Raw genomic sequence first — 26,871 nt, 5'->3', positions numbered from 1 at the left:
CCGAGCAGGCCGGCGTAAAGCAACTGGTAGATCGTTTCCGGACAGGCCCTCATCGCAGGATCGGTGTGCTCGCGGGCAGCGAACCATGCCGCCCGACAGGATTGAAAGAAATTTGGCCGTGACCTGCGGCCGGTCCACACCCACCCCGACCGAGGCCGCCTCGGTAGCGCGGTTCGAGGACTCCACTCAGGCATGGGGCGTCGCGCCGTGTTTGGACTACGACGCCGAGATCAGGCAGGTGCTCTGTTCGACCAACGCCATCGAAAGCCTCAGCGCCCGCTACCGCCGGGCGGTGCGAGCCCACGGCCAAGCCGCGATCAAGTGTCTCTACCTGACCACCCGAGCGCTCGACGCCACCGGCAAGGGTTGCGCAAAATGGACCGTACGCGGGAAACGATCTCTCAATGCCTTCGCCGCCACGTTCGAAGGCCGCATCGCTCCCAGCACCACCAACTAACCACCGGAAGGCCACTTACGCCGAAACCCGACGCTCCGGTCATTGGCAGCTACCATGCGGCCATCCGGAGAGGGGCGTCAGGGAGTTGGTACGGATGAACGCACCCGGTCCAGGGCCGCCAGAAGGAGGTCCCAGGCAACTCGCAGACCTCCACGAGGCCATCGAGACCGTCTACTACGCTCGGCGGTGCTCCCTCAAGGCGGGCGATGCGACTGCGGTCGGCGCCGCCGAACAGGCGTTGCACCAGCTACTTCACGAGCTGTACTCCCGGCTCGGGTACATCCCGCCCGAGGACTCACCGAATCCGCCCCGGGCCGATTAGAACCTCCAGGGACGCGATAGGCACTCCACGACCACCGCACCGGAGCGCCAAGAGTAGTCAGCAACGAACAAGTCATGCACGCGACGTGCTTGCTCCAGGGCACCGCCGTGCCGAACCGACTTACTTGCCATCTCACCCGGCTCGATGATCCTCGTTTCAAACACGTCCTCGCCGATGGCCGAGTCCCGGCCGACCCGCGCCGTGGAGATCGCACACGTCCGGGAGCCGATATTCACCTCGGTCCGCCACATGCGCGGGATCGTAGTAGCGCCGGTTCATAGCCGACACTCAATTGCACAACGTCAACCCGCGAATTGGGGCGGGGCCGAGCCAGTAGCCGATCGGCGAGCGATCGCGCTCAGATTCGAAAGAGGGGTTCGACATCGCGAGCCTGTAACCGGATTGGGTGGACGGCAATTCGGGGTGCTGTGCCTGGTAGCAAGACAGGGGGCCGTTCGCATATGTTGCTGCACCGGCGAGTGACGTCCACGTTGGCTGATTCCCACGGAACCCCCAGATGTGGGCGGTCGACGACTCGCACGAGCTGGGCTGGCCGCCAATCCCCTCCGGTCAGTCCAGCTTCTTACTAGTCCCAGCTCAGGGCGATGCCGTTCCCGTTTCCTGCGCCTGCGGTTCCGTCACCGGTGAGCGTAAGCCGTTCGTGGAGTTCAACGCCGAGGCCGAACCCGTAGTGGAGGCAAGTACACGCAGCCCCATCCGTGGCGTGTTCGTCGCCAGTGCCATGACCTTCGGCCTGGTGATCGACCGTGAGCACGAGACCACCTTGGCCAGAGTTGATATCTTGCCGATCGCAAACACGACCGTGGAGTTCAGAACGCATGACGCAGGCCAGTGGGTTACCGCGACGTGCATGACGCTGACATGTCCGTTCGCGCGTTCGCGCTGAAAGTGGACGCAGAACAGCTACCTAATCTTCACGGCGGCCGACGGACGTCAGTCCGTGGCCAAGGTCGACCCGAAACGCACCCGGCTGCGACACTGTTCGTGACGCAGCACAGTGCGACCACCGACTCGCTACCGGAATTGCTTGGCTTCTCAGGCTGGGGCGAGCACAACCCATGGAAGTGGACAGCGTTCGGCCTGGTGTGTCTGGGTTTTGGGCTGGATCTGTTGGGGTCGTAGTCAGCGGTTGCGTTTGTCGCCGGGGCCAGAAGCCGTTGCGGTCGCGGTGGCATTGGGTGCAGATGTGGTCGCAGCGTTCGGGGCCGACGTGTTTGATCAGGTGCCATCGGCAGCGGGCAGAACAGGCCCTGCTCAGTGCAGAATCCGTTGCTGAGAGCGCGGTCTCACTCCTGAGTTTGGTGCGCGCTGCTGGGCGACGGACCTGGGTACCACTTCTGCTTCTGAGGGGGTGTCAGAGGCACATTTTTGGCTGCCGAACCGCAACCCGGCTTGCCGGAAGTCAGCAAGGCCGGCTAGGCGAGTGGAGCCCACGCCACTCGCCGTTGCGTGGTTGGGGGCATCGCGTCGGTGTTGGACGCAGCCAACACAGGGTCCTCCAGTGCCGGATCCAGATCCGTGACGAGGCGAGGATTGCCAGCAGGTCCTCGGCGGTGTCAAGGCAGTATTTGTATCGAGGCCGTAGCACCAACCTTTGAGAGCGCGTGATAGTCGATCAACCTGACGCAGGGAGGAAGCCGATCGAGCTTGGGCGGCCTCAGATCTGCCTGATCAGGTGAGAAGCTCAACCCACTCGACGCCGGCAGGTCGCTCGCCGGTCTGCACATACTCCCGGACCAGGTCGTAGACGCGACTAATCGGGAGCTCGGCGCCGGGGTCCATTGGGCAAACGTGCCCGCCCGCGAAGTAGTATTCCACGTGCTCAGTGTTCAGCCCGTCGGCCGGGACGTAGCCGGCCTGGTCTGCTCCAGCCGACCACCAGGTGACCGCCCCGCGCTCGCCGCGCACACCCACCCAGAGGCATTCGGTCCACTCGCCGGGATCTTTCTGGAGAAACCAGACAAGCCCCGCGTCTTCGCGTTGGCGTTGTTTGTCGGCCTCCCCGATGCCGTTGATGAGCGCCTCGACTTCGAAATCCGGCGTGATCTCGATTTGGACCAGGTCCAGCAACTTCGGTGCTTGGGTCATGCCTTCCCCTTGTAGGTCCTGGTGAACGGGTTTCCGTCTTGGGTTGTGCCGTGCACGGTGAGGCTGCTACCTGGTGGAAGGTACCTCTCGATGGCCTGTTCGCAGCCGATGCCCTTCCCTGGTTGCAGCTCGCACGGGATGTTGTTGATCACGAGCTCGCTGTGCTGGCGTCCTTCGCGGATCATCTTCTCTGCGGCCTTGAGTTCCACGTGGCTGGACAGGAAGCGCGCTGTACGCGGCGCGATGCCGCGTGCGACAGCGTTGCGCTGGACCTCGACTGACCACGTCTGGTCGAAGCCTGACGTGATCGGCTGGCCGACGGCGCCGCCCATGAATCCCACCGTGCGGTCCGCTCCGGTACCGCTGCGGACACGCGGCGGGAGTGCGTCGACCACGCCCGCCGCTGCGTCCGGATAGTACGAACCATCCGGCGCTTGCACGGTCGGTGGTGACCCGCCATCGTTTGCCCCGCCACCGGAGTTCCCACCATGCGACGTGGCGCCGCCAGGAACGGAGCCGGAGGACGCCCCTTCTAGATCGCGAATGTAGCTCTCGATGATCTCCACAGCCGCGACTACTCGCAGGAGCGCCGAACGCATCTCCTCGGCGGTCACCTCGTGGTGACCTAGAACCGCCTGCGCATCCGGGTCCGCCGTGCCCGTGAGCCACCACTCCAGCGTTGATCGGCGCTCGTCCCACCGGTCCAGCGCTGCCGACACGTCGACCCGTGCCGACTGCGCCTGTCTCACCGCCTGGCGCAGTGCCGACAGCAGCTCTTCGAGCGCGCTCACAGCCGCGAAGCGTAACCCTCGGTCGCCTCAAGACTCACGTTCACGGTGCCCTGAGCACCGCCCAGCGATTGGATCGCTTCGGCGAGGCCGCCAGAGGCGGCCACGACCTCGTCCTGCGTCGTACCCTCTGTGATCCGCGCTAACGTGCCCTGCGCCTCTTCCAATTTCGTGACCGCTTGCTGTATAGCGGCAATCGCCTCCCGTCCCTGTTCATTCGCGAGCGAAATACCGGCTCGGATTTCTTCAATGCCAGACATGCTCAATCACCAATCCGTTCGTTTCGACGTCTCGAAGGGGAAGCGATCACAGGGTCGACGTGTATGCCTCGATCGCTTCGGACACCCGACTCTCGTAACCGCAGAGGTCCGCAGCCTGTGCCTTCCCCTCGCTCAACTGGCGCAGCGCTTCGTTGATGTCGCCTGCCGCGTCGTAAGTGCCCTGTGTCAAGGTCGAGAGTTGGATATATAGCCGCTCGAACACGTCCTCAAGCTGTGCCGCCGGGCCAACAATTTCCTGCAGCATCTGGCTAGGTATTGAATTGAGTTCAGCCTTGAGCTGTTCAAGGTTCACGAAGTAGCACTTTCATCTTGGTGTGGACAGGATCAAATTCGCATGAGATCCGCGATTACCCGCCAAAGCAGCTCCGGGGTCGCCAGCAGGTAGCAGCTCCACTGCGGGGCCTCCGGCAGTGATTGCAACGATCGGGCGCTGCATTCGGACGGTGTGGGTCCTGGGCCGGGGCCAAGGGTCTGAGACCGAGCCCCGGCCCAGGGGTGTTCCAGACACTGATGGGCGGAGTGGTGCCTGGAACACGTCTTGATGGGCGTCTGTCTATGGAAGCGGTGGTTGGGCTGGTGAACCCGGTTTGTAGGCGAGCGCGGCGACAAACAGCTTGTCGATCGGTCGGGGTGTCCGGAGGCGAGGGCCGGTTGGCCACCAGTCCTCAACCGGCACGATGGCAGGCGCATCTGGCGCTGGACTGGAAGGCAGCAGTTCCAGTCCGGGCAGGAAGCTTTGGATCTCGTCGAGGGTGCGGAATCGGCTGGTTCCCATGGAGCTGTGTCGGAACCGGCGTTCGATCTCGTCGGCCAGGACTGCCGACGCCGAATCGCCTGCAGGGTTGTGGAAGCTGGTGAGCACGACGTACGACCCTGGTGGCAGCGCCGCGGTGTAGGTCCGCATGATCTGCGCTGGCTGGTCGTGGTCTTCGAGGTGGTGCAGGGTGCCCGCTTGAATCAATGCGAGCGGTCGCTGGAAATCCAGCGCCCCTGCGACCGTGTGGTGGTTGAGCACCGCGCTGGGATCGCGGAGATCAGCGACGGTGAAGTAGGTGTGTGGGTCGCTGGCCAGGAGGGCACGTCCGTGTGCGGCGACTGTGGGGTCGTTGTCGACGTAGACCGTGACGGCGTCCGGGTTGGCGCGGGTGGCGACTTCGTGGGTGTTGTCGGCGGTGGGGAGCCCGCAGCCCAGGTCTAGGAACTGGTCGATGCCTGCTTCGGTGGCGAGGTAGGTGATGGCGCGAGTGAGGAAGTGGCGTCCGGCGCGCGCCAGGGCGGGGGCTTCGGGTGCGATCTGCACGATCTGCTCGTAGACCTCGCGGTCGACTGTGAAGTTGTCCTTGCCGCCGAGGAAGCGGTCGTAGACGCGGGCGATGCTGGCCCTGGTGGAGTCGATGTGACCTGGTGCGCTGGGCATCGTGGGCTTTCCTGTCTGTGGTCTGGTTGTTCGGCCGACTGTTGTCTCCCGCTGTCGGCGTGGGCGTTATGGGGTGGTGGCGCGGCGAGACCAAGAGGACCTCGCCGTGTGGGTAGCGGTTTGCCAGAGCCGGTATCGCTGGACGTCTGCGGTGCCGGCCGGAGCCCAGAGGTGTTGGAGGTCCCGGGTGAGCCGTTCGATGGGTTCGCTCGCGCGTAACGCGCGGGCGCCGAAGACTTCGTGGGCGAGCCGCGCGGAGTCCAGCCCGCGCTCGATGGCGACGTGTTTGGCGTTGAACAGCTCGGCGTCGCAGTCCTCGCCCTGGTCGAGTAACCAGGCCGCGTAGTAGACGAGGTGGCGGGCGGTCATGTAGTTGGACTGAATCTGTCCGATGCGCTGTTGGACGGTTTCGTGTCGTGACAGCCGGGAGTGTTGGCCGGCGTAGTCGACGGTGACGTCCAGCAGGGTGTGGTGCAGGCCGAGGGCGACGGCGGCGATGTCGAGGCGGCCGTGGACGATGCTGGCGAGGTAGGCGGCGTCGAGGCCGTCGCCTGGTGCGCCGAGTCGGGCGGAGGCTGGTACGCGCACGTTGTCGAAGTCGAGGTCGCCGAACGAGAATCCGTGCAGGCCCAGGGTGGGTTCGTGGGGGTGCAGGGTGAGTCCGTCGGTGCGGGAGTCGACGGCGAACACGCTCAGTTCGTTCTCGCCAGTGCGGGCCACGACCGCGTGGACGTCAGCGACGTGGGAATTACCGACGAAGCATTTTCGCCCGTTAAGGAGGTAGTCCTGGTCGTCTCGGGTGGCGGTGGTGTCCATTCCGAGGACATAGCCGCCCGAGTGGGGTTCGGTCACCGCGATCGTGGCGAGTGTCCGTCCGTCCGCGAGAGCGGGAAGCCACTGCTGTCGTTGTTCAGGCGTGGCGATCCACCGGAATATCGCTACGGGGATATCGCTGGCCTGCGTGGCGGCGCCCATCGCTCCGGAGACCCGGGAGAGGTGGTCGACGATGATCACCTTGGCGCGGTGGTCCAGCCCCTGTCCGCCATAGTCGGTGGGGATGGTCGCGCCGATCCAGCCGAGCCGGGCGATCTCGCGTACCAAATCGTCGTTGACCTTGCCTGCCGTTTCCAGTTCAGGAATTCGAGGGCGAATGTGCAGGTCGGCGAATTCGGCGACGGCCACTGCGAGGGCGTGGTGGCCGGGCAGTAGGAAGTCGCGGTCGATCTGATCGTCGCGGTGATGGGTTCGTCTGGTGAACATCAGCACTCCCTCGCAAGGTCACAGCTCACGGCAGTCAACGTGGCAGGCCCGAGGAGCACGGGTACGCGCGCTCACCCGTGCTCCTCGGGTGTCAGGGGGCGTTGCCGGTGATCAGCCGGGTCGCCTGGATTGCGCGGTCCTTGATGAATTCCAGACCGGCGCGGCCGTAGGGCCGCGGGTCGCGGGCAATCACGCACGCCGTGCCCAGCGCGACGCCCGTGTCGGGGTCGAGCAACGGGGCTCCGATGTAGGAGCGGATGTCGAGATTGGCCGCTGCGGGGTTGGCGGCGAAGCGGACCATCGAAAACACGTCATCGAGTACCAGCGGCAATCCGCGGGCCACGACATGGGGGCACCACCCGGTGTCCAAGCCCATGATCCGGTCCGGCGAGGTGTGCTGCTGCCGCAACCCCGCTCCTGCTTCGCTGTTGGGGGCAGCGGTGAGGTGCATTCCGGCGAAGTACTGGTGGTCGCCGACGAAGAGGTTGACCATCGCATCCGGCACGGAGCCGCCGACCAGGTCGGCGGCGTCACGTGCGAGTGCGGCGGCGAAGGCATCGAGCCGTGGCTGTGGCTGATCGTGTGCGAGGCCGAGCTCGGCCAGGCGACGCTGCCTAGCCGCGGCGTCAGGGTCATTCCGCAGAGGATCGATCTGATCACCCAGCCGCTGATCGATCAGTGGCTGTTCGGAGGTGGGGTTGTTGCTCATCGCGGATCTCCCAGAAGCTTTATGGAGGGGAACAGGCCACGCCGGGTGGCCGCGTGGACGTGCTCGACAAGCCGGATCAACGTCGTGACCACGGATGGGCGGTCACGGGCGTCGCAGAACACCAGCGGTACCCCCGGCCGGAGTGCCAGCGCGCCACGCAGTTCGTCGCGTTCGTACGGGTGGGCATCGGCGAAGACGTTGATCGCGACCACGAACGCGATCCCGCGCTTTTCGAAGAACTCGATCGCTTCGAAGCAGTCGTCCAAGCGGCGGACATCGGCCAGCACCACAGCGCCGATCGAGCCCAGCGTCAACTCTGTCCACAAGGGCCAGAAGCGGCGTTGGCCTGGTGTTCCGAACAGATATAGCACCACGCTCTGCTGGCTGTAGTTAAAGGTCAGCCGTCCGAAGTCTGCCGCGACCGTGGTCGTGGTCTTGGTGCGGATACCGGTGAGGTCGTCGGTACCGACGCTGGCGGTGGTCAAGATCTCTTCGGTGCGTAGTGGCGCGATCTCGGAGCAGGAACCGATGAAGGTGGTCTTACCCACTCCGAAGCCGCCGGCGACAACCAGCTTCACCGGCACCGGTAACGCTTCAGAGTTTGCGGAGTCCATCGAGGACCACCTCCAGAATGTCCAGGCCCGGAGCATCAGCACGGGTGTCGGCAGGTGTGCTGCGCACGGTGAGGGCCGAAGCTGCGAGCAGATCGCTGAGTAGGACCTTGGCGATCGGCACCGGTTGCCCCAGACGGGCGGCAATTTCAGCGACCGAGGCGGGCTGGGCGCACAGCTGCAACGCCTCGGCGTGATCGGCGCGGATCTCCTCGGGCGCGATACGACCGGTGGTCCTGACCGTGGAATCGACCCGCAACCGCGGATCCACGGCGGTGCGACCACCGGTGACCAGGTAGGGGCGGATCCGCAGCGCGAACTCACCATCGCTGGGCAACATCAGCCAGCCAGTGACGTGGCACCGTGGGTGCGAGGCGCGGTTTCCCACCACTGGGCGATCCGCTTGCCCAGCATGGACAGTTCTTGCGCCAGAACCGGGCCCGTGCACCGATCATCGGCCACTGCCAGCAACAACGCACCCGCCGCCGGTTGGGTCAGCATGGTGTGGGTGCCCGGTGCCAAGCCAACCGGAGCGGTTCCGGAGTGCAGGAAGTCCAAAGGCGCGCCTTCCTGGGCCACCGCCGGGACCGCCTCGCAGGGCGGCCCCATCGCCGTGGCCCGCAGTGAACTGGCGTAGGCCGCCAACCGCTCGGCGGCATCAGTTCCCACGCCGCTGTGGTGCTTGTGCAACCCATCAGTCGAGGCGTGCACGACCGCAGTCACCCCCATGGTCCGGTTGCGCAGGTCGTCGAGAAAGAAGGTGAGGTCACGGTTGTTCGTCATCACGACTCCCCTGTGGTTCTGGCCAGAAATACGCAAACTCCGATGCCCGCGCCGTGGTAGCCGGCGAGGCCGGGCGGCCGGTGAGCGTGTCGCGGACCTGCCCGATCGCGTCGGGATCAAAGGCATTGCGTTGCACGGTCGATTCAGCAGCGGCAAGCACGGGCTCGGTGAAGCCGCTGTGACCGGGCACGCGCTGAGGCAAGGCAGGCTTCGAGTGATTCACCGGGGCTGACTGGCTATGCGGCGGTGCCGGCTCCGTGACAGCAGGAAGCCCTCGCGGCAGCGTGGACGCCGCGGCGGGTTCGAGCTGCGGGCGGGGTGCACGGTTGGGCAGGGCCGCAGCCGCGCTCTCGTCATAGAGGTGACGTGGTGCCGGCCGATATCCCTCCGTGGGCAGGATTGGTGCCGCGGCCGTGGGTTGGTCGGTGGCCAGCCATTGCGGGGGCACCACGATGACGGCGTCGGTTCCGCCGAACTTGTTGGGCTCCAGCGACACGTCAATACCTCGGTTCGCGGCGATGAGCCCCACCACCGCGAGGCCATAACGCCCGTCGGCGAGAACCTCGCTCACGTTGACCGCACCACGCAGCACGGAGTTGTGCCGCGCGTACTGCTCATCGCTGGGGCGAAGACCGTGATCGCTGATCGTGACCTTCAGCCCAGCCGGGACCGGCGCCGCCCGCACCAGGACCGGTTCCCCGTCCGGATCAGAGGCCCAGGTCGCGTTATCGATCAGTTCGGCCAGCACGTGCCGCAGGTCCCCGTGCGCAGCCGGAACGATGCGCACGTCCACAACCCTGGCGATCTCGACCTGGGTGTAGCGCGATACTTCAGCGATCGCCGCGCGAATCAGACCACGCACGGGCACGGCCTCGCGAATCCCGCGCTGCACGGGCTGAGCTCCCAGTGCGGCCAGGGTTTCCGACAGTCGCATCACCATCGCGACCAGGTGATCGACGCGGAACAGTGCATTGAGCAGGTCAGGATCTTCGACCTGGTTTTCCAACGCATCGATCTCCTGAATCTCGCGAAGCAGCAGCGACTGCATCCGGGCTGCCAGCGGCTGAAACATGCGATGATCCACATCCGCATCCGGCCGAGCATCTGGTCGCAGCTGTTCGCCGACGGACGGTGCTGCCTGCTCATTCCTCTCCAGATCAGCGACATCCTCAGCCGGTTCCGACCGATGCATTAGCCCGACCGCGAAGGCACAGAGCTCGATCGCGACAGCGACCACAACCACGGCCCACTCTGGCGCTGGGTGACCGGTGATCAGCGACGCAGCGACGGCTATCCCCAGCAGCGCCAGGACACTCGCGAGCACGATCACCGGTGTGCGCGGGCCTGGGCGTCGTGAGCCCGTTGGCGGCGCATGCGACATGAAACCCCCTGCGACAGTTGGATGAAGTGAGCGGTGACGCGCTCAGCCCGATTCGCATTCGTGTGCTGGAATCGAGTGCCGAGTACAGCCCTATAAGCGCGATGCCGCAAAATCCAGGGGGAGAAAAAGGGGAGAGATTATTCCGTCCCACCAGTCGTCACCTGGACTGATACCCCTGCCATGATCACCCGAACGGCGCACCGCACGCGCAGCACCAGCTTCAGCGGTCTCCAAGATTCGTGCCCCAGCGTCGCCTGTAGTTGGTAATACTGCATGTATGTCTGGTCGTCGAGGGGAACTCGTCGCGCGCCGGAAAGCGCGCGGGTACACCCGTGAATCCCTAGCCGCCGTGCTCGGTGTCACCGTAGACACCGTGCGTGGCTGGGAGCGCGGGCAATGGGACCCGGCGGCATCCCGGCGAGGCGATGTCGCCCGTGCACTGGGATGGACCGTCGAACAGCTGGACGAGGCGCTTCGAGCAGGCACGGAGACACCCGCCGCACCACACATCTCGTCGGAAGCGGTCGATCGGGCGGGGGCCGATCATCGTGTCTGGGCCCGCAAGGTAGACCCAGACCAGGCACTCGCCTACTTCACCGAGCAGTGGCACGCCCAGGTCAAAGCCGACAACGTCATCGGCCCCCACCACGCGCTGCAGGGAGTTCGCCAACACATACCCCTGCTGACAACGCTGATCGACCACGGGCCCGACAGCGCTCGCCGGCCAGCCGTGCGGCTGGCAGCGCAATACGCCGAATCAGCCTCGTGGCTGCACGAAGACCTCGGGGAACTCACAGCAGCTCGCCACTGGGCCGATCAAGCACTGCGCCTAGCGCGAACCGGCAACGATCGCGACCTCATCACCTGGACGCACTTCCGGCGCGCCGCGCAGTGCCTCTCCCCCGCCAGCACCCATCCGTCCCCGTACACCGCTCACCGTGTCCTGGAGCGGCTAGCCCGCGCTCACGACGAAGGCACTCCGCAACCGAGCATGCGGGCAGCCCTGGACACCCAACACGCATTGGCCCTTGCCTCACTTGGGCACGAGAGCTCTGCACACCGGCTCCTCGACCGCGCACAGGACTACGCCGACGACCGCGACAGCGGAGACGCGCGAGGGGGTCACGGCTCCTTCGCCAGCCCGGAGTGGGTCGGGCTCCAGCGTGCGTGGTGCTGGACCATCCTGGGGCGCCCCACCAAAGCAGTTCCCCTCTTCGAAATGAGCCTGAAAAAGTTGCCGGCCGTGTATCAGCGTGACCGCGCAGCGCACCTCGTCCGCTTCGCAGCCACGTTGCGCGACGCGGGGCACATCGACACCGCCGCCCAACACGCTCTCCAGGCGTGGAACCTGGCACGCGCAGTCGACTCCGGACGCTGCACTGTTCAGGTCCGCGACCTCGCAGTTTCACTCCGCACGCACCGGCGCGTCGACGACGTCGAAGAGCTGCTCACCACGACCACGGTCGGAGACCATTGACATGTCCCTCACCGAACTGGCCGCCATGCGGCAAGCGATCGCCCTGGCAGCACTGCGCGTCGGCGCCACCGCCCCCAACCCACCAGTGGGCTGTCTCATCCTCTCCCCCGATGATGGGACCGTGCTCGGAGCCGGGTACCACGCCCGCAAGCTCGAACCCCACGCCGAAGTCAACGCCCTCCAAGCCGCGGGCTCACGCGCGCGGGGGGCGACCGCGGTCGTCACCCTCGAACCGTGCTGCCACGTCGGCGCCACGCCTGCTTGCCACCAGGCACTGATCGATGCCGGGATCGCCCGGGTCGTCGTCGCGCTCGAAGACCCCACGTCACGAGGCCAGGGTGGCATCGAACTGCTCCGACAAGCCGGCCTGGACGTCGTCGTCGGTATCCGTGCCGACGAAGCTCAGCTCTTGCTCGTGCCCTGGCTGCACAGCCTCGAACGCAACCGGCCATTCCTGATCGCAGGTATCAGCAATCCCAACGACGAACGCGCGAGAACACAGCTGCGAGACTGGGTCGCTCCGGGCGTTGACCTCATCATCGACGAACATGGCCACACCAGCGAGGCCATCCCAGGTCGCCATCACCCCGATGTCTTGCAACTTCCGTCCCAAGCACTACCGCGGGACCCCGAAGATGCGGTCATGGTGCTGAGCAAGACCGGCGCCCGCCGCGCACTCATCCTCACCGACAACCCCGACCTCCGCTGCTCAGCGCTCATCGCAGGGGGATGGATCGACCAACTGATTGTCGTCACGCGCGACCCGGAAGAACCGTCCCTCGCACAGGTCAAAGACATGGCCTCAGTTGTGCCGGAAGACTGGATCCTCACGGCGATCACCCCGGTCCCCGGAGGGATCCTCACCCAATACCAGCCGTCCTGATCGGCGACCAGGAATGCACCTGCCCCTACCACCACGCGACCAGCGGGTACTGGAACGCAACTCCGAGTCGAGCCCGCGAAAACGGGAACGTGGGATGACCGAAGTTGTCGGTCATCCCACGCAGAGCTTCGACGGCCTCCAGGTGCCGCGATCAGGCCGGTACTGCGGATGCAGCCAGGACCGGGGTGATGTCGGAGTCGAACTCACCTCGGTCTACACCATCTAAGAACGCGACAACCTCAGCCTCTGTGAAGCGCAGTTCGGCCTCCAGCCTGGAAGGCTGCTGCACGGTGCTGCGGAAAACGTAGGTCCCGTCGGCTCGGCGCGTCATCTCCATGCAGAGGCCGACTGTCACTCCGGAGCGCACCCCGGCTAGGAAACTGTCGAACTCAGACTCGGTGAACAGGAGGCGGAGGTCGTCTTGTGCTCCGAAGGTCGTCTTGTCGTCGCGAAGTTCGACCCACCCGTCTCGGCGGGCAACACGCACACACTCCTGGTCCGCGTGACTGGCACTCGCCTTGCGGAAGTCACGCTCGGCGAAGGCCGGCAGTGTGCTGGTCATCAACGGTTCTCTCCTCGAAGGTTCACTTCCTGAAGTCCTGGAGGACCGACTTCAGGAAATTGCGGGTCTCCTCAAACCGTAGCGCGGCGTTGGAGACACGAGCCCATGCTGCTTCATGCGCAGCGAGGGCCTTCTTGTCGTCGAGATAGCGAATCTCTCCTTCGCCCTCCACGTACACCAGCTCCAGCGGTCCAGCCGCACCAGGCGAGGGCACATGGATCATCGTGAACGGGCTCTTGATCGGTGAGCGTTGCCCGGCTGGCTGGCCGAAGGGCATGACCTGAAGCATCACGTTCGGCCGCTTTGACAGCTTGATCAAGTAGTCGATCTGTGCCCGCATAACCTCGGCATCACCGCAGGTACGTCGCAGGCAGGACTCGGAGAGCACGAATTGCACGGCCGGTGGATCGGCCTTGTCCAAGATGTCCTGCCGCGCCAGGCGGGCCGCAATTCGGTCTTCCAGCGAGACGTCATCGCTTCCTGGCTGTTCAGCGTGCTGCGCACGGACGTAGGGCTCGGACTGCAGCAGCCCAGGAACGACCTCGACCTGCGCCGAACGGATCTGGTCGGTGTGCTTTTCCAGGTCCACCAGCAACCGGAGATCCTCTGAGTACGCGCGATTGTGGCCAGTGCGCCAGAAGCCACGCTTGTGGTTGTCCCGGCGCAACTCCAGTAGGGCCTCCTTGTACCCCTCATCCTCGAAGCCGAGCTTGCCGGCGAGCATGACCAGGTCGCCGGGCGAGATGCTGCCGCCACCATTGATCAACAGCGCGATGCGAGACTGACTCGTCTCGATGAGTTTGGCCGCCTCGCCTTGTGAGACCCCGGTTCGTTCGATCATGTGCGCAATCTCCCGCCCGAGCAGGAGTTTCTTGGCGGTACGAACCGTCGCCGGCATGGGCGTGGACCTCCAAGTCGACCCAGGTTACGAAGCGCTCCGGTTACAAAGCTCGCACTTCAAGAACATGGTAAGGCGAAGCGTCACCCAGATGGAGTCCGACTCAAAGCTTGATAACCAAGCTTTGATGCATCATGCTTTGGTCCTGCAAGGCTTCACGCAGCCGACTAGATACAGAGGCTACAGCCTATTGAGGTGCGCATGTTTGCCACTCCTGCACATCGCTCGAACAAGCCCCTGAACACGGAAGACGTCCCAGCCAGGGACGCCGTTGGGCGCCCACGGCTGGTATCGACCTACCGCCGAAGTGACCACGTCGTTCTCGTGGCCCCGCCCGGCGAAGCCGCCATCTTGCGCCCCGCTGACGCTCGGACCTTGGCCGATCGGTTGTACGAGTACGCAGACGCCATCAGCGCCGCGTCGACCGGCCGCGTCCTCCGCTTTCCCCGCCGTTGAGTCCAGCTCAAGCCGGCCTCCTCCAATCTGGCTTGGGCATATGAGGACGGGTGGCGCTGCGTCGAGTTCGCGATCCCCCGCGACTCCGCGCGCCGCCCGTTCCTCCTCCAATGAAAGGCATTCCATTGACTACGCCAGCTAAGCGGCTCTTCGTCCGTTCAACCCGATCCGCGTCTGCCGAACTCGATCTCGCTTCCGAGGCGAACTTCTTCAGCGAGCTCATGGAATGGCCCGTAAGCATCGACGTCCCGCACAAGCGACTGGTCGTCCGCACCGGCGATGTGCTCGACGCACTCCTCCTGCCGCGAGCCCTCGCCGAACCGGTGGCGCTGGAGCTGTCGTCCAGCCTGATGGCTGGACCTGTGAGCAGAGACGAGAGCAAGGGCTGGTGGACCTTCATCACCGAGCCCTGTCAACGGCCGAAACCTGAGCTTCCCGACGAACTTCGCGCCAAGCGCGTGCACGCCGTCCCGCCCCGCGGGCAACTCGTGATACCACCCGTCACCGAGTCCGCCTCGTGGTGGCAACCGCCCCAACCCGGCCGTCTGTTGCCGCCTTGGTCAGCAGTCGTGGCCATCGCGCGCCGGGTCATCGATCGGGGACATAGCTCCTGATCCACACGCGTTTCGGCACGCCCTGAAGCCCTCAGCCAGTCGTCTACCCCGACGGCTGCTCAGCCGTCCTGTCCGATCCGCTGCCGCCTCGGCAGTCCCCGAACGGATTTGGCAGGACTCCGCCACGGCGGTCCGGCGAGACCCCGAACTCGACCGGTGTCGTCGCGGCGCCCCGCCCAGCGGGCGGGCGGTCACCCCTTCCACCGCCTGCCCGCTGGGCCCCACACCAGCTCAAACCTGCTCACGGCCAGATCGGAGTTGATCCGCATTGTCAACACCTGTTAGCCGCTTTTCCGCACGTCAACCTGGTGCCGGTTCTGCCCCGTCGACCTCACCGTCAGGGCACACGTGCACAAGCTGGGGAATCGTCCCGAACACTGGCGGTTGGGCGGAGTGCCGATGCGGCCATGTCTGGCCACCGGCCAATCGGCGCCAGGAGGGCAATCGGTAATGAACACGCCCATCACCAAGCTGACTGGAGCGGCTCCTGCGACTAACCACGAGCAGCGCTCCGCGGTTGGCGCTCCGATCATTTACCTGGCCGACCCGTGGCAGGACTGGAAACGCCATTACGCCCGGTTGCGCAACAACCACGTGGTCAATCTCTGGGGTGGAGGGCGCCCGGTGGCATTGGCCATGTGCGGGCTGCTCGGACAGGCCGGCACCGATGTTCGCCACGCTGAGGACTGTGGCGGCTGTAAGCGTGCCCGCGATGCGGAGAAGTCCGTCACCGTTCAGAAGTAGCGACTGCACTTCAAGCGTGTTGCGTCTGGCCCCTTCGGGCCCACCTACGACCGTGACGAATACTTGTCGCTTCTCAACGATTCTCCTGCAGGTACTGCAGAACTGGCATTGCTGCTATCTGTTCGGCACTCAGTTCCTTCCAATCGAGCCCGCTGGGCCGGCGCTGCGGCCCGCAGGTGATGACCTCGTCGGTCGTGACGATCACGTCAACGCTGAAGTCGTGACGTGTCTCGGGAATGTCCTCGTCAATCACCTGGAGGGGATGCACGGTGGTGACGATCGTTGTTTCGGGACCGATCAGACCAGCCTGTGCAAGCAGGGCGACTTCGATATCTGAGTACCCCGCGCCTTTTCCGAGCCGTACGCCATGCCGATTGACTGCGACGCTTCCGCACACGATCAAGTCGACCGGACGCAGCTCGTCCACGCCGACATTGCGCGCGACTGACCGTGCGGTCCGGCTGGAAGCAGCTTCCTCGGCTGGGACTACCAATTCCTCAGGATCAAGCAGGTAGAACGGCTGTGGCGGCGCGAGCTTGGGGGCCGCCATGTACACCACCTTGTCTTCACGCAAGGCGCGGACGCGAGCAGGGAGTTGAGCCTTGTCCGGCACGGCCTTGATCACGCTGGCGGATTGCCACACCGGCAAGGCCGCGAGTTGATCCGCGGCACGTTCGGCACCAATGAAGTTCGGGATGCGCCCGTGCGCACTGCCGTCACCAGCGACGACACCCTGCTGGTCCAGCAGCTTCCATACCTGCTGCCGGATAGTGTCCTTGCGCCTGTCCACCTCAGTCGCGGTCACTTTGTGCGACTCCTCATCACGCTGTGGTCATCAGAGAAAACAGCCGATCATAGATGTCTTGGACGACAGGCTCGCCACGCCAACGGCGGAGCTTGCGCACGGCGTCGGAGACGATGTTCAATCCGCCGCCGCCCCGGGTGGCTTGTAGAACGTCGATCGCGTCGTGCAGGCTCGCCGCAGCCGCATCGAGGTCACGTTGGTGAAGGTGAGCGAGGCTAAGGTTCCCCAGCACGATCGCCCGGGACTTGCTCTGCCTGGTCATGGCTTGAGCCGCGGAACCGAGGATGCGTTGGGCGCGGCGATGGTCACCCAAGAACAGATAGCAGGAGCCGGCCAGCCGATCGAACTGGTTCTCGGAAAACAGATGCGATGCACCGTCGGTGGCGCGAACACCACCGAAACTGCACTCCGCGGCAGCCAACGCTGACTCGCACCTCCGTGTGTCGCCGAGCATCGCGTGGGCCTCGGCCGAGTGCAGTTGAGCCAGCCCTGTCAAGACGTTGCTGGCCGAGCGTGTGACCTCGGCAGTCTGTTCGGTCAGCCGCAGCCCTTCTACGGGATCGCGTTCCCCGTAGAGCGCGAGATAGCTGGTGCGCAGCAGTGCGTGCCCTTCGGCAGTCGGGCTGTCGATCTCGCGGGCCGCGGCGGTCGCTTGCTCGAAGTACTGCCGGGCGGTCCGGTGATCTCGACGCTGGGAGGCGTCCCACACCAGTTGCCCCATCAACGTTGCAGCCGTGGCCTCGGCTGCGAAGAGATCGCGCTGAGAGGCGCCGTCACCGCCGTTGCGAGCAAGGAAGCCGATCTGCCCGAGAGCTTGGCCGGTATCAGCCAACAGGGATGTCGAGGGCATCCGGTCATACCGCTCGTCCAGGCCACGAACTTCCTGCCACAAGCTCTCCACGGTGACCGGATCAGTGCTGCTCGGGTTGCGGAGGGCATGCCCGACCCGTTCCCTGCTCGGAGGCATCTTGGGGTCGGCTTCTGGCGTGAGGAGGTCGATCAACTGGGTGGGCGAAACACCGAGCGCGCGGGCGAGCCGGGGCTGCTTGCGCGCCGGCGGAGTGATCTCTCCAGACTCCCACCGATAGATCGTCGATCGATCGGTTCCCAAGCCAACTGCGGCGGCAAGCTTCTCTTGGGTCATCCCCATCGCGCGGCGCTGCCGCGCAAGGCGCAGCCGTTTGCCGGACATATACCCGCCCCCAATCGACTAGTGCGACTCCATGATCCTCGTCGGATTTTCGCAGGTCAAGGACATCGAGGCAGTACCACAATCCACGGTATAGAAAACGGCCCAGGTCCATGGCCGCGGGATCTCACCCCGCAGGCTCGCGATGCGGTGCTGTGCTTCGCGTAGCTGCCTTGCCGAGGACGAACGCCACCCAGCGCAGTTCTTGGATATCGGCGAAGGCGCGGAACGCGGAGCTGGTGGTGACACCATGCCCGCCATATGTCGCGACGAAATCGTAGTAGTCAGTGCTGCTCAGGCGGGTGAAGTCGACCTCCCGACTCTGCACCACGCCCAGGAGTGTTCTAGGTCGCCTGATCAGCCCGGTTGTGACGCGGGTCAGTAAGCGGGCGGCGGTGGCGAACAGTTGGCATTCATCTGAGCGTTATCGCAGTTCAGCGGCGTATGTCGCGGCGTGCGCTTAGGCTCCGTGCATGACGTGGGGAGAGACCAAGCGGGACCGCCGGTTGCGTGAGGCGGGCAAGCTCATGAACGCCGCTGCCGCGTCGCTGCGGGCCCGGACAGGCCAGGCCATCGCCGCCGGGGGCGAGACGGTGCCGCCCCCGAGCCGCTACGCGATGGCGTCGCTGCTGGAAGCGCTGTCACACGAGGCCGCCCGGGGGCGCGTGTCGGAATGGACGATCACGGAGGCGGTCAAGCTGGCCCGCTCGATCGTGGCGGAAGACCGGGGAGAGTAACTGCGCGCCCGGCTTGCATGGGCTAGCCCCGGCTCGGCTGCCAGCTGGTCCCCAGCGAAAAGGCAACGGGCTCACCGAGTCCGGGAGCTAGCTATTACTGCGCGCACGCGCTGCCTGCAAGAGCACCCACAACGCAGGCTTCCGACGGTACGTATTCACAGTGCGTGATCACAAGTAACGGTACGTGTCCATAAGCTTACGGGTGAGGGAAGGTGCCGTGATGGCCGGTCCCGGTATGGCACCGAAGGCCCGGAGGGCGGACCCGTCCGCCGACCGGAAGCGGCAGGCCGAGTTCAAGCACGTGCAGGCCGATGGCCAGTGGCGCGGCTGGGAGCTGCCGGACGACGTGCTGCCCAACGGAGAGGACTGGCACCCGCGCACGCGGCCTGGTGGCAGACCTGGCGCGAGTCGGCGCAGGCCACCACGTTCACGCCGACAGACTGGGACTTTCTGCTGGACGCCGCCCTGATGCACCACACGATGTGGCCCAAGGGCGATGAGCAGACCGTGAAGTGCCGCAAGGGAATGCGGATCGTCGGCTGAGATGACCGGGCGCGGCCCGGTGGTGATCCGGGGCGATGCGCGGACGCTTCCCCTGCCCGATGAGTCGGTGAACCTGGTGTGCACCTCGCCGCCGTACTGGGGGCTGCGGTCCTACCAGGACGCGGGCGAGCACGACGCCGGGCAGATCGGCACCGAGGCCACCGCCGCCGACTACCTGGACGCGCTGGTGGCCTGCATGCGCGAGTGCTGCCGCGTGCTGGCGCCGGACGGGTCGCTGTGGGTCAACCTCGGCGACACCTACGCGGGCACGCGGTCGCTGTGCGGCCTGCCGTGGCGGTTTGCCCTACGCTGCTGCGATGACCTCGGGTTGCTGCTGCGCGCCGAGGTGATCTGGTCCAAGACCAACGGTCTGCCGGAGTCGGTAACCGACCGAGTGCGCCGAAATCACGAGACGTGGATTCACTTCACCCGCTCCGATCGGTACTTCAACGGGGACCAGGCATTCTCCCGCCGCATACAACACCCCGGCACCGGCAAGCACGAGCAACGGGCCGCCTGGACTGCCGAGAACTCCCTGCCCAACCGATAGATCGTCGAGCGTTCAACACCAAGCGCGGCAGCGAGTTGTTCCTGGGGGCTCCCCGCAGCGTGGCGCTGGCGAGACGGTCTCGCTCACCCGGCACATGATCCCGCCATCGACTGCCTCCATACGATCTCGCCATCATATGCGCAGGTCATAGGGTATTCGCGCAGCAATCGTGCAGCATCTGTGCAGCGATTCTGCTCTGGTTCATCGCGCACCCCACCGGTTGACTACCAGCTGAGCACCCACCGAGGCGGACACCGACCGCTGGGCCAAGAGCGGTGCTCGGACCTGAATAAGGGGCTCGCTGCTTACGAGGAGACATTGTGACGCTCCCCCAGCGATTCGTGGGCGAATGCGCGCCACGATCCCGTTGCGTAGACCGTCGGCTCGCACCGCGTGTCATCCCGCACCGCCCGGTCGGTGCAAGCGCGCCGCCCTCCGCGTATCGATCGATTCGGAGGACATGGTGCTGATGAGACGACTGCTGACGACCCGTCGACGCTGGCTCGTGCGTGGCGAGAACGCACACGTGCACGACCGCATCCCCTGCCAGGATGGCCGTGGACGACGGGCACACATCACCGTCCATGAGCTGCCAGGCGGCAATGTTCGGGTCGAGTTTCCAGCGCACGGCCCCGTTGTCGTGCAACCCCTCGACGTTGGGCGTTTGCGTCGAGCACTCCGGTCAGCCGCCGTGTCGCCTGAAGCGACCACGAGCGCTCCGCGAGGCCGCTTCGGCGCATAGGTCTTCCCGAGCTTCCACACCGCCGCCGGCTTCGCAGCCGCAGCACACAAGCCGCGGTGGGGGTGAAGCGCGCCCCGACCTTCACCTTCACCGCGCACCACCGATCAAGGAATCCGGAGAGTATGAGCGCCACCATCGACACTGCTTCCTCGCACTCACACCAGATCGAAACGTTCGCGGCTCCGGGCAAGCCCGGCATCGACCGCCATCCTCGCAATGCGGTCGTGATCGTCTCGGGCGGCCTCGATTCGACCGTTCTCGCCTACTGGCTCCACGCTCGCGGAACGCAGCTGACCCTTCTGTCTTTCGATTACGGCCAACGTCATCGAGTCGAACTTCGCTACGCGGGGGCAACTGCGTCGGCCCTGGCGACGCCGCACGAGGTGGTCGACCTCTCCGCGCTGGGACGCGTGCTCCGCGGATCGGCGTTGACCGACTCTGGAGTAGGGGTTCCGGATGGCCACTACACCGACGAGTCGATGCGGGCGACCGTGGTTCCCAACCGCAACGCCATAATGCTCGACATCGCGGTGGCTCTGGCGGTCGTCACGCAGTCCGACGCGGTCGCATTCGGTGCTCACGCCGGCGATCACCCGATCTACCCGGACTGCCGGGAGCGCTTTGCCACGAGCTTCGCTCAAACGGCGAACATCGCTAACGAAGGCCATCTCCCCAAAGACTTCCAGCTGGTCGCCCCGTTTCTGGCCAGCACCAAGACCGACATCGTGCGACTGGGCGCCACCCTCGGCGTTCCGTTTGAGCAGACGTGGTCGTGCTATCGCGGCGGCGCGCACCAGTGCGGCACGTGCGGTACGTGCACGGAGCGCCGAGAAGCGTTCCACGACGCAGGCGTGACCGACCCGACGACCTACGCCGTGGGGTGCGCATGATGGCAGTCGATACCCAGCCGAACCGTGCGGACGAACCTGAGCGGGGCCGTCTTTCCCATCCCGACGCGCGTGTGCTGGGGTGCGCGTCTTCTTCAGCGGGTGGTGGGATCGTGCCCGCCACTCAGGCGAAACGGACTCTAGCGCATTCGGAGACCGCAACACCAGCAAGCAAGCCTGCGGTTCCGCAGTCGCACTCGTTGATGCCGCTGTTGGGCGAGAAGCATCTCCGTCGGGCGTTACGTCAATGCGGGCGGCGGTCATCCAGCGCTGGTGCCGACGGAATGACCTGGGCTGACCTTCGTCGGCAGGCAGGAGAAGTACTTCCGGGTCTCGCAGCGCAGCTCGTTGCCGGAACGTGGCGGCCTGGCCCGCTTCGCGAACTGGTGATTCCCACCTATACCGGGAAATCCATGCCGACCGCGATCCCCACGGTGGTAGATCGCCTCGTGCACCGAGCAGCGCGAAACGCGGTAGAGCCGGTACTTGAAGCACGGGCGTTCGCTGACTGGGTCTCGGGCTATCGCCCACGGCGGAACCGCAACACAGCACTACGCCAAGCGTCGGAGTTGCTCTCGGGCGGGTACCGATGCGTGGCCGACCTCGACGCTGCCAAGGTCTCCGAGGGAGTCGCTGTCGATGAAGCGGTGGGTTGGTTCGCCGAGTACGTCTACGACGGCACGTTCCTCCGTCTTCTCCGCACCATGCTCGGCGGGTTGCCCAGTCCAGTGGTGCCAGGTTCCGGCCTTGCACCGCTCCTGATCAACCTTCGTCTATCGCAAGTAGATAGAAGGCTCACAGGACTTCGGGTCGTTCGGTTTGCCGATAACTACTGCGCTTTCACCGAAACGGTGTCCGACGCCGAGGAAACAGCCTGGTACATCAGCGATGCCATGGCCGCAGTACGCCTGGAACCCAACGCGGCCAAGAGCCGCATTCGGCGCAAGGCCAATGCCGAAGATCTCTTCTTGATCGATGGATAGCGCGATGAGTTTCGACTGGATCGAAATCCCGGGCGGCACCTGCTTGTTCGGAGATCAAGCACGCCCCGTCACGGTGCCCACGCTGGTGTGGACACGCACGCCGATCACCCAAGAACAGCTGGGCGACGACCGGCACCAGCAACGCCCGGTCACCGATATTGACCAGGCCACGGCTTCTCACATCGCGTGCCAGCTCGGAGGAAGGCTTCCCCGATCGGTGGAGTGGGAGTGGATGGCTTCCGGCGCCAACCGACGGGTGTGGCCATGGGGCAACGCGCCCTGGAGTCCCGGATTGGCCAACCTCCAGGGCTCAGGGCATGGGGATGCAACCGATGTGACCGCCCATCCCGACGGGGCAACACCCGACGGGATGCTCGACGTGGCAGGCAACGTCTGGGAGTGGACCGCCAGCTCCACGATGGGCGACGGATTCGTGATCCGCGGTGGCTCCTACGCCTCGCCGCCCTTGTACGCGCGGTGCACGTTCCTCAACTCCGCCCCGGCCGAACTCCGTTCGTCCGGCATCGGGTTCAGGGTGGTCCGCGAACGATGACCCCACCCGTTCCCGTCGAACGCGGCTTGATCATCGCGGGCTGCTCACGGCGAAAGAAGCCGACAACGGAACCGATACCCGCCCTGGATCTCTACGAGGGCGGGTGCATACCCGGACTTCGGGATCGCCTCGGAGACGACACCCGATTCCGCCAGCGGATTCGGATCATCTCGGCGTTCTACGGCTTGCTCCACGCCGACTCACACGTCGTCAACTACGACCGCCGCCTGACCAACCTGGCCGACGCGTACGCCCTGCGCCAGCGCGTAGCTCCACAGCTCGACGATGAGTTGGCTGGCGTAACCCACGTGTTGGCACTGGTCGAACCCCTCTACCTCTTCGCCCTGGAGCCCGTGGTGCAGCGCCTCGACGCAATCCGCCTGTCCTGGATCGCTGCCCCACGGGATTTGCATGGGGCCGCAGCTGTCCTCGATACCTGGGGGTGGACATGACCTCGTCGCTCCACAAAGCCTTGCGCCACCGCGGAAACGATCACACGAGGCACACACAGGAGTTCGAACAGGCCACCGGAGTCGCCTGGCATCGCCCCGTTCCCTCCAGTTGGGTGGGCGGTCGGCGCCTGTCGGTGGTCCTTCCCGCGCGCAACGTTGCTTACTGCCTGCCGAAGGTTCTCGACGCGCTGCAGGCGCAAACGTACGGGCGTCGCTTCGAGGTGATCGTCGTTGACGACGCCTCAACCGACGCAACCGCGAAGGTCATCGCCACGCATCCGGCCGTCACCACAGGACTACGGCTTCCCACCCGTTGCGGTGCGGCTACCGCCCGCAATCTGGGCACCTACCTTGCCCAAGGCGAAACCGTGGTCTACGTCGATGCCGACATGCTCCTGCCGGCCGGGACGGTGGCCGACCTTGGGGCGCGGGCCACCGACCACGCCGTTCTCATCGGATTCCGCCACAACCTGCGGTACGGCGTTGCTCCGGACGCCGGCCCGGAGCTTGCTGCGGATCACCGGGTCACCTGGCAGCCACCGGTGAACACCCCTTTGCTCTACAGCGGCATCACGCTGCGAGAACCCATCGACGGCCGGCCGCTGGAGCACACCCGCGACTTTCGCGATTTGGGGCACGGTCGGATGTACTACGACTGGGACCTGCCCCGCATGGTCGTCACTGCTCTGCTGGCCGTGCCCCGCACCGCAGTCCTGGACGTCGGCGGCTTCGACCCAGAGTTCGGGCGCATCGGCTGGGGCATGGAGGACACCCATCTTGGCGCCAGTCTCATCGCCGCCGGGCACCTGGTGATCCCGTTGCGCCAAGCGGTCGGGTTCCATTTCGATCCGCCGGACGCCGCCGAGCAATGGCAGCACAAGCTCAGCACCTGGCACGCCACCCTGGCCCGCTATCGCGCCCTGCTTGCGGAGCCAGCGCGTTCCGGACGGAGCGCCGCGTTCACCGCCTCGATGAATTCCCTGTTGCACTCCTGCGAGGTTTTGCGATGACAACGCTTCAGCACACCATGGCCACGACGCATCGGGTCTTCGCCACCGGTGTCTGCGGCCACACCCGCTACGTCCATGACCCGTTGACCGGGCTGACACACCGCACCGAAGACTTGATCACCCTCGGGCGAGCCCGACTGCCCGGGAGTTCGGGGGCGCGCTGGCCCACTATCCACCCCGGCGAGTTGGACCGTGATGTTCCAGTCAGCGTGTGCTGGTCCCCGCTGGTTCGCTGCAACCTTGCCTGCCCTCACTGCCTGGACGACAAGACGGTCCGCGAACTCGCCCGAAAGGATCGTCAGCGGATCGCCGCCCTGCTCGGCGAGTCCGGCGTCTTGGCCGTGGATCTCTCCGGAGGGGAGCCGCTGCTGCTACGTGACCTCGGCGACCTCGCGGCAACGCTGACCAGCGCCGGGTGTGTGGTGAGCGTGACCACCAACGGCTGGCATCTGCAGCGGCGTGCCGAAGCATTGGCCGGACAGGTCGACGCCGTACGGGTCAGCCTGGACGGTCCCGAGGCAGATTCCCATGACCGCTGGCGCGGAGCGGACAGTTTTCACCGTGCTGTCGCCGGCATCCGAGCCGCTGTTGCCCACGGCATCCCCACACAGCTGCAGGTCGTCCTGATGGCCTCCACTCGCGGCAGTGCGCAACGCATGGTCGACCTCGCTGCGAGCCTGGGGGCACAAGGGGTGACCTTCCTGCAGATGCTTCCGATCGGCGAGGGCACCACGCTGGCAGGAGCCGAACAACTCACCGATGAGGAAGCCGCCGCCACCGTCGCCGACCTCGACATCCCCGACGCCGTCACTGTCCGGCTGCGAACCCGCGACGACGCAGGGGGCTTCACCGTCGTCCGAGCCGACGGGCGCGTGTGGCGCAACGACCCGACTGCCGACCGCATCACCACCCTGCGCGCCTTGACCAACCCCTCCGACTTGGCGCTGACCGGGATGGATGGTTCGGCATGAGCATGAGCACCACCTCGACCGCTCCAGATCGCGTCTTCGAGCGCCACCGCCTGTGGCAGCTGCACAACTCCGTGATGCTGCAGGCGTGCGACCTGCTGGCCACCGCAGCTGGTCAACTCACCACCAGCGCCGGGATGGACACGGTCAGCGCGGTGATCGGTATTGCGCACGGCGGGACCACTCCTGCCCACCGCATCGCCGCGCGCCTGGACGTGCAGACGCACATCATCCGCGCCAGCCACAACGCCACCGACGCGCCGTACAGCCCGGCAACCGGAACCGTGACCTGCGACCTCGACTCCTGGCAGCTCGATCGGCTCACAGGAACCGTGCTGGTGGTCGACGACATCTGCGGCACCGGCGCCACCTTCACCGCCGTCCTCGATGCCCTCCGGCCCTGGGCCGAGCCCAACACCCGTTTCCTCACCTGTGCCCTGTGCCGCAACCGCGGCGCATCGACTCCGCCCGACCTCTACTGCTGGGACGTCGCCGACTGGGTCGTATTCCCGTGGGAGGACGTTCCCGCAGGTCACTCGACCACGCCGCTCCCACTTCCGAAGCAGGTGATCACGTGACTGAAGCATACGACCCTCCGTTGACCGTGGCGTTCCTGCTTGCGTCTTACACGCCCAATGCACCGGCAGGCATGGAACGCGCCACCGCGGCCTTGGCGCAGGGTCTGCGGCAGCTCGGCCATCACGCGATGGTCCTCACCGCCGCCGAGCAGCCGGAACTCGACCCCGACGTCATCCAGCTCAACACCCTCGCCGCCTCGTTCCCATGCGACGACGACACGCTGCGCCGAGCCATTCACGGGGCAGGCGACCGGCTGCACCGAGAGATCACCGCCACGTTCGATGCGCACGGCGTCGACATCGCGGTGTACGTGGACGCCCTGTGGGGCCTGGGGCGGGTGGCTGTCCAGCATCGAGCGCGCTCGGTCCTCGCCACACACGTCATCGGGCACGACGAGGACCTAGCCGTCGCGTTAGCCAGCGTCGAGCACGTGATCGCCCCATCGAGCACGGTGCTCGACCAAGCCCGCGAGCGGGACTATGACACCGATGGCTGGTGGGTGATCCCCAACGGCCTGCTGCACGAGCATCCATGCCCGGACGAGGCTGCTCGGGAGGCGCTGCGCAGACGAGGTCCGATCCGAGTACTGGGCCGTCTCGGGGCAGAGAAGAACATCCCAGCTCTGGTCAATGAGGCGCGGTCGCTCGAACGTCCGGCTGAGGTTGTGGTCGCCGATGCCGGGTTCGAGACCGTATCCGGCGCCCAAGGCGACGAGTGGTCCCGGTGCAAGCACGCCGCAGCGCACAGCCCCTGGGTGTACCTGCGATCAGGCGGTATCAGCTGGGCGCAGGTGCCCGCCTGGCTTGCCGAGGCGGCCGTGGTGATCGTGCCCTCCCGGCGAGAGTCCTTCGGGCTCGTCGCGCTGGAAGCCATGTCGGTGGGCACCCCCGTGGTCTGCTTCGACATCGACCACCTGCCCTCCCTGATTGGTAAAGGCCCCGAAGCGGGCGGCGTGGTCGTCCCGCGGGCAGGTGGTGAACACGCGCTGTGGAAGGCTGCCGAGGACCTGCTGGGTGATCCGGTACGCTACCGGCACCTGTCCAGGGCTGCGTACTACCGGACGAGGGACTTCCAGCCCACCACAGTCGCCGAGTTGTTTGTAAAGGCGGTGCGGTGATGCC

Annotated in this window: 31 protein-coding genes and 2 pseudogenes; 17 read left to right on the top strand and 16 right to left on the bottom strand. The window is 65.7% G+C overall.

The window, feature by feature from the left end; all coding sequences use genetic code 11:
• Positions 1-117 precede the first annotated feature (117 nt).
• Both KBO27_RS22570 and KBO27_RS22565 read left to right on the top strand, forming a co-directional pair.
• Positions 118-457 (top strand): annotated as a pseudogene (locus KBO27_RS22570) (transposase); the annotation flags it as partial.
• 839 nt (positions 458-1,296) lie between these two features.
• Entirely contained in the window at positions 1,297-1,686 is a 390-nt protein-coding gene (locus tag KBO27_RS22565) for a hypothetical protein (protein ID WP_210971878.1), read from the top strand.
• A gap of 785 nt (positions 1,687-2,471) precedes the next feature.
• Here KBO27_RS22565 and KBO27_RS22560 read toward each other — a convergent pair.
• The 11 genes from KBO27_RS22560 to KBO27_RS22510 all read right to left on the bottom strand — a co-directional run bounded on the left by KBO27_RS22560 (position 2,472) and on the right by KBO27_RS22510 (position 10,067).
• Positions 2,472-2,888, bottom strand: coding sequence for an Imm1 family immunity protein (locus KBO27_RS22560; RefSeq protein WP_210971877.1), 417 nt, complete (start codon positions 2,886-2,888; stop codon positions 2,472-2,474).
• On the bottom strand, positions 2,885-3,679 hold the full coding sequence (locus KBO27_RS34670; protein WP_210971876.1) for a DddA-like double-stranded DNA deaminase toxin: 795 nt from the start codon (positions 3,677-3,679) through the stop codon (positions 2,885-2,887). The genes KBO27_RS22560 and KBO27_RS34670 overlap by 4 nt, the downstream gene beginning before the upstream one ends.
• A complete protein-coding gene (locus KBO27_RS22550) occupies positions 3,676-3,936 on the bottom strand; it encodes a hypothetical protein (protein ID WP_210971875.1) in 261 nt (86 codons plus the stop codon). The genes KBO27_RS34670 and KBO27_RS22550 overlap by 4 nt, the downstream gene beginning before the upstream one ends.
• Before the next feature lie 46 nt (positions 3,937-3,982).
• On the bottom strand, positions 3,983-4,249 hold the full coding sequence (locus KBO27_RS22545) for a hypothetical protein (protein ID WP_210971874.1): 267 nt from the start codon (positions 4,247-4,249) through the stop codon (positions 3,983-3,985).
• Positions 4,250-4,510: 261 nt separating this feature from the next.
• Positions 4,511-5,374 (bottom strand): SAM-dependent methyltransferase, encoded by an 864-nt coding sequence (locus KBO27_RS22540; protein WP_210971873.1) that lies wholly within the window; start codon positions 5,372-5,374, stop codon positions 4,511-4,513.
• Between the two features lie 66 nt (positions 5,375-5,440).
• Positions 5,441-6,634 carry an acyl-CoA dehydrogenase family protein gene (locus tag KBO27_RS22535; protein WP_246537841.1) on the bottom strand — a complete coding sequence of 398 codons (1,194 nt, stop codon included), beginning with the start codon at positions 6,632-6,634 and terminating at the stop codon, positions 5,441-5,443.
• 91 nt (positions 6,635-6,725) lie between these two features.
• Positions 6,726-7,343 carry a GAF domain-containing protein gene (locus tag KBO27_RS22530; RefSeq protein WP_246537805.1) on the bottom strand — a complete coding sequence of 206 codons (618 nt, stop codon included), beginning with the start codon at positions 7,341-7,343 and terminating at the stop codon, positions 6,726-6,728.
• Complete coding sequence (locus KBO27_RS22525) at positions 7,340-7,957, bottom strand: GTP-binding protein (RefSeq protein WP_210971871.1); 618 nt, start codon at positions 7,955-7,957, stop codon at positions 7,340-7,342. Before KBO27_RS22525 ends, KBO27_RS22530 begins: the two co-directional genes overlap by 4 nt.
• A complete protein-coding gene (locus KBO27_RS22520; RefSeq protein ID WP_210971870.1) occupies positions 7,938-8,294 on the bottom strand; it encodes a DUF742 domain-containing protein in 357 nt (118 codons plus the stop codon). Before KBO27_RS22520 ends, KBO27_RS22525 begins: the two co-directional genes overlap by 20 nt.
• The gene (locus KBO27_RS22515) at positions 8,294-8,740 is read right to left on the bottom strand and encodes a roadblock/LC7 domain-containing protein (protein WP_210971869.1); all 447 of its coding nucleotides are present in this window, start codon (positions 8,738-8,740) and stop codon (positions 8,294-8,296) included. Before KBO27_RS22515 ends, KBO27_RS22520 begins: the two co-directional genes overlap by 1 nt.
• Entirely contained in the window at positions 8,721-10,067 is a 1,347-nt protein-coding gene (locus tag KBO27_RS22510; RefSeq protein WP_210971868.1) for a hypothetical protein, read from the bottom strand. The genes KBO27_RS22515 and KBO27_RS22510 overlap by 20 nt, the downstream gene beginning before the upstream one ends.
• 328 nt (positions 10,068-10,395) lie before the next feature.
• On the opposite strand from KBO27_RS22510, the gene KBO27_RS22505 reads away from it, so the two are divergent.
• Both KBO27_RS22505 and ribD read left to right on the top strand, forming a co-directional pair.
• A complete protein-coding gene (locus KBO27_RS22505) occupies positions 10,396-11,595 on the top strand; it encodes a helix-turn-helix transcriptional regulator (RefSeq protein WP_210971867.1) in 1,200 nt (399 codons plus the stop codon).
• Between the two features lies 1 nt (position 11,596).
• On the top strand, positions 11,597-12,478 hold the full coding sequence (gene ribD / locus KBO27_RS22500; RefSeq protein ID WP_210971866.1) for a bifunctional diaminohydroxyphosphoribosylaminopyrimidine deaminase/5-amino-6-(5-phosphoribosylamino)uracil reductase RibD: 882 nt from the start codon (positions 11,597-11,599) through the stop codon (positions 12,476-12,478).
• A gap of 151 nt (positions 12,479-12,629) precedes the next feature.
• Here the strand turns inward: ribD and KBO27_RS22495 are convergent, their stop codons facing one another.
• Together KBO27_RS22495 and KBO27_RS22490 are read right to left on the bottom strand one after the other, a co-directional pair.
• Positions 12,630-13,040, bottom strand: a complete 411-nt coding sequence (locus KBO27_RS22495) for a DUF397 domain-containing protein (protein WP_210971865.1) — start codon at positions 13,038-13,040, stop codon at positions 12,630-12,632.
• Between the two features lie 22 nt (positions 13,041-13,062).
• A complete protein-coding gene (locus tag KBO27_RS22490; RefSeq protein WP_210971864.1) occupies positions 13,063-13,938 on the bottom strand; it encodes a helix-turn-helix domain-containing protein in 876 nt (291 codons plus the stop codon).
• A gap of 566 nt (positions 13,939-14,504) precedes the next feature.
• On the opposite strand from KBO27_RS22490, the gene KBO27_RS22485 reads away from it, so the two are divergent.
• Together KBO27_RS22485 and KBO27_RS22480 are read left to right on the top strand one after the other, a co-directional pair.
• Positions 14,505-15,008 (top strand): hypothetical protein, encoded by a 504-nt coding sequence (locus tag KBO27_RS22485; protein WP_210971863.1) that lies wholly within the window; start codon positions 14,505-14,507, stop codon positions 15,006-15,008.
• 450 nt (positions 15,009-15,458) lie between these two features.
• Complete coding sequence (locus tag KBO27_RS22480) at positions 15,459-15,752, top strand: hypothetical protein (RefSeq protein ID WP_210971862.1); 294 nt, start codon at positions 15,459-15,461, stop codon at positions 15,750-15,752.
• A gap of 73 nt (positions 15,753-15,825) precedes the next feature.
• Here KBO27_RS22480 and KBO27_RS22475 read toward each other — a convergent pair whose 3' ends face one another.
• The 3 genes from KBO27_RS22475 to KBO27_RS22465 form a co-directional block, all read right to left on the bottom strand.
• The gene (locus tag KBO27_RS22475; protein ID WP_210971861.1) at positions 15,826-16,557 is read right to left on the bottom strand and encodes a 5-formyltetrahydrofolate cyclo-ligase; all 732 of its coding nucleotides are present in this window, start codon (positions 16,555-16,557) and stop codon (positions 15,826-15,828) included.
• Between the two features lie 16 nt (positions 16,558-16,573).
• A complete protein-coding gene (locus KBO27_RS22470; RefSeq protein ID WP_210971860.1) occupies positions 16,574-17,749 on the bottom strand; it encodes a helix-turn-helix domain-containing protein in 1,176 nt (391 codons plus the stop codon).
• A gap of 124 nt (positions 17,750-17,873) precedes the next feature.
• Complete coding sequence (locus KBO27_RS22465) at positions 17,874-18,077, bottom strand: hypothetical protein (RefSeq protein WP_246537804.1); 204 nt, start codon at positions 18,075-18,077, stop codon at positions 17,874-17,876.
• 142 nt (positions 18,078-18,219) lie between these two features.
• Between KBO27_RS22465 and KBO27_RS22460 the strand changes: the two genes are divergently transcribed.
• The 11 genes and pseudogenes from KBO27_RS22460 (at position 18,220) to KBO27_RS22410 (ending at position 26,867) form a co-directional block, all read left to right on the top strand.
• Positions 18,220-18,483 (top strand): hypothetical protein, encoded by a 264-nt coding sequence (locus tag KBO27_RS22460; RefSeq protein ID WP_210971859.1) that lies wholly within the window; start codon positions 18,220-18,222, stop codon positions 18,481-18,483.
• A 270-nt stretch (positions 18,484-18,753) separates the two neighbouring features.
• Positions 18,754-19,026: pseudogene (locus KBO27_RS22455) on the top strand (phage terminase small subunit); the annotation flags it as partial.
• 1 nt (position 19,027) lies between these two features.
• Positions 19,028-19,576, top strand: a complete 549-nt coding sequence (locus tag KBO27_RS22450; protein WP_210971857.1) for a DNA-methyltransferase — start codon at positions 19,028-19,030, stop codon at positions 19,574-19,576.
• A gap of 864 nt (positions 19,577-20,440) precedes the next feature.
• Positions 20,441-21,208 (top strand): 7-cyano-7-deazaguanine synthase QueC, encoded by a 768-nt coding sequence (queC, locus tag KBO27_RS22445; protein ID WP_210971856.1) that lies wholly within the window; start codon positions 20,441-20,443, stop codon positions 21,206-21,208.
• On the top strand, positions 21,205-22,188 hold the full coding sequence (locus tag KBO27_RS34665) for a reverse transcriptase domain-containing protein (RefSeq protein WP_307870552.1): 984 nt from the start codon (positions 21,205-21,207) through the stop codon (positions 22,186-22,188). Before queC ends, KBO27_RS34665 begins: the two co-directional genes overlap by 4 nt.
• 4 nt (positions 22,189-22,192) lie before the next feature.
• Complete coding sequence (locus KBO27_RS22435; protein ID WP_210971855.1) at positions 22,193-22,741, top strand: formylglycine-generating enzyme family protein; 549 nt, start codon at positions 22,193-22,195, stop codon at positions 22,739-22,741.
• The gene (locus KBO27_RS22430; protein WP_246537803.1) at positions 22,738-23,193 is read left to right on the top strand and encodes a DUF6884 domain-containing protein; all 456 of its coding nucleotides are present in this window, start codon (positions 22,738-22,740) and stop codon (positions 23,191-23,193) included. Before KBO27_RS22435 ends, KBO27_RS22430 begins: the two co-directional genes overlap by 4 nt.
• Entirely contained in the window at positions 23,190-24,203 is a 1,014-nt protein-coding gene (locus tag KBO27_RS22425; protein ID WP_210971854.1) for a glycosyltransferase family 2 protein, read from the top strand. Before KBO27_RS22430 ends, KBO27_RS22425 begins: the two co-directional genes overlap by 4 nt.
• A complete protein-coding gene (locus tag KBO27_RS22420) occupies positions 24,200-25,174 on the top strand; it encodes a radical SAM protein (protein ID WP_210971853.1) in 975 nt (324 codons plus the stop codon). The genes KBO27_RS22425 and KBO27_RS22420 overlap by 4 nt, the downstream gene beginning before the upstream one ends.
• Positions 25,171-25,749 carry a phosphoribosyltransferase gene (locus tag KBO27_RS22415; RefSeq protein WP_210971852.1) on the top strand — a complete coding sequence of 193 codons (579 nt, stop codon included), beginning with the start codon at positions 25,171-25,173 and terminating at the stop codon, positions 25,747-25,749. The genes KBO27_RS22420 and KBO27_RS22415 overlap by 4 nt, the downstream gene beginning before the upstream one ends.
• A complete protein-coding gene (locus KBO27_RS22410; RefSeq protein WP_210971851.1) occupies positions 25,746-26,867 on the top strand; it encodes a glycosyltransferase family 4 protein in 1,122 nt (373 codons plus the stop codon). Before KBO27_RS22415 ends, KBO27_RS22410 begins: the two co-directional genes overlap by 4 nt.
• The last annotated feature ends 4 nt before the right edge of the window (positions 26,868-26,871 follow it).

The organism is Saccharopolyspora endophytica, from assembly GCF_018070075.1.
In the GTDB taxonomy this organism is placed as follows: domain Bacteria; phylum Actinomycetota; class Actinomycetes; order Mycobacteriales; family Pseudonocardiaceae; genus Saccharopolyspora; species Saccharopolyspora endophytica.
The sequence above is the reverse complement of the archived record's forward strand: the minus strand, read 5'-3'. Positions and strand labels throughout refer to the sequence as shown.